Raw genomic sequence first — 1,484 nt, 5'->3', positions numbered from 1 at the left:
TGTTTTTGATAGCTTTTATTTTTAGGAAATCACGAGATAAAAGTTTCGGGTTTCACGACGATTGTTTCGCCTCATAAGCAAAGGCGCCGACCACCTCCAACGGATGGCCTAACTTAGTCATTGCTTCGGTAATCGACTCAAGGAGGCCGGAAAGGAAATGATCGGCATGTCAACTATTCTAGCAATCAAGCAGCGCGCTGCCCGTGGCGACAGCGTCGCCCAGATAGCCAGGGAGGAGGGAATCTCCGAGCCCACGGTGCGCAAATACCGCGACATGGACGACTTCTCCCCTCAGGTCAAGCCCAGGAAGAGGCGCGGTTCGAAGCTTGACCCGTTCAAGGCGACGATAGATCGTTGGCTTGCGGAGGACAGGAAGCGGCGCCCCAAGCAGCGACACACGGCCCAGCGGGTATTCGACCGGCTCGTCGCGGAATGCGGCTACGACGGCAGCTACACAATCGTCCAGGCCTACGTCAAGAAGCGCAAAGCCGAGCTCAAAGGCGCCAAAGACGAGTTCCTCAACCTCGAATGGGCGCCCGGCGAGGGGCAGGTCGACTTCGGCGTGTGCGACTTCAGGGTGCTGGGCGTCATGCGCGAGGTGCACTACCTGGTGGTCACCTTCCCGTTCTCCAACGTGTCGCTGGCGCAATGCTTCTGGGGCGAGACGTCGGAATGCGTCTGCGAGGGCCTGAAGGCCGTGTTCGAGTTCTGCGGGGGCGTGCCCACCCGGTTGGTGTTTGACAACGCCACGGGCGTCGGCAGAAGGGTCGGCCAGGTTGTCAGCACCGCCGACACGTTCACGCGCTTCGCCGCCCACTACGGGTTCGACTTCTCCTTCTGCAACCCCAACTCCGGCCACGAGAAGGGCTCCGTGGAGAATGCCGTCGGGGCCATCCGGCGCAACCTGTTCGTCCCCGTTCCCCGCATCGACAGCCTGCCCGCCTACAACAAGCGGATCCTCGGCAGGTGCCTGGATCGCGCCGGCAAGGACCATTACCTCAAAGGGGAGCCCGAGCGCCAGCTGTTCATGGAGGACTGCGTGGCCATGGCCGACCTGCCGGCGAAGCCCTTCCGCGTCGCGAAGATAGTCACGGCCAAGACCGACAAGTACGGCGACGCGTGCCTCGACGGCAGACACCGCTACCCGCTCGGGCCGGACCACGGCGAGGAGAGGGTGATCGTCGAGCTGGGCGCATTCCGGGTAGCCTTCTACGACGGCGAGGGCACGCAGATCGCCGCCTTCGACCGAGCATACGGGGATGCGCCCACCAAGGCCAGCGACCCCATGTCGCAGCTGGCGCTCCTTTGCAGGAAGCCGGGCGGATGGCAGAACAGCGCCGTCAGGGCGACCTTGCCGAAATCGCTGGCCAGGTCGATGGATTCCATGGGCAGGGCCGACAGGGGCACGATGCTCAGGATGCTTCGCGACGTCAGCGCGGATGCGGGCTACGAGGCCGCGGTAGCGGCGATGGCCGCGCTCGGCG

At 63.6% G+C, this 1,484-nt stretch carries 1 protein-coding gene; it reads left to right on the top strand.

From position 1 onward, the window contains the following. Positions 1–166 precede the first annotated feature (166 nt). On the top strand, positions 167–1,484 hold a 1,318-nt coding region (istA, locus tag BQ9843_RS00035; RefSeq protein ID WP_195906582.1), incomplete at its 3' end, for an IS21 family transposase.

Origin of the sequence: Collinsella bouchesdurhonensis, from assembly GCF_900155365.1 — a bacterium.
Lineage (GTDB): Bacteria > Actinomycetota > Coriobacteriia > Coriobacteriales > Coriobacteriaceae > Collinsella > Collinsella bouchesdurhonensis.
This window is presented reverse-complemented; position numbering and strand designations above follow the sequence as displayed.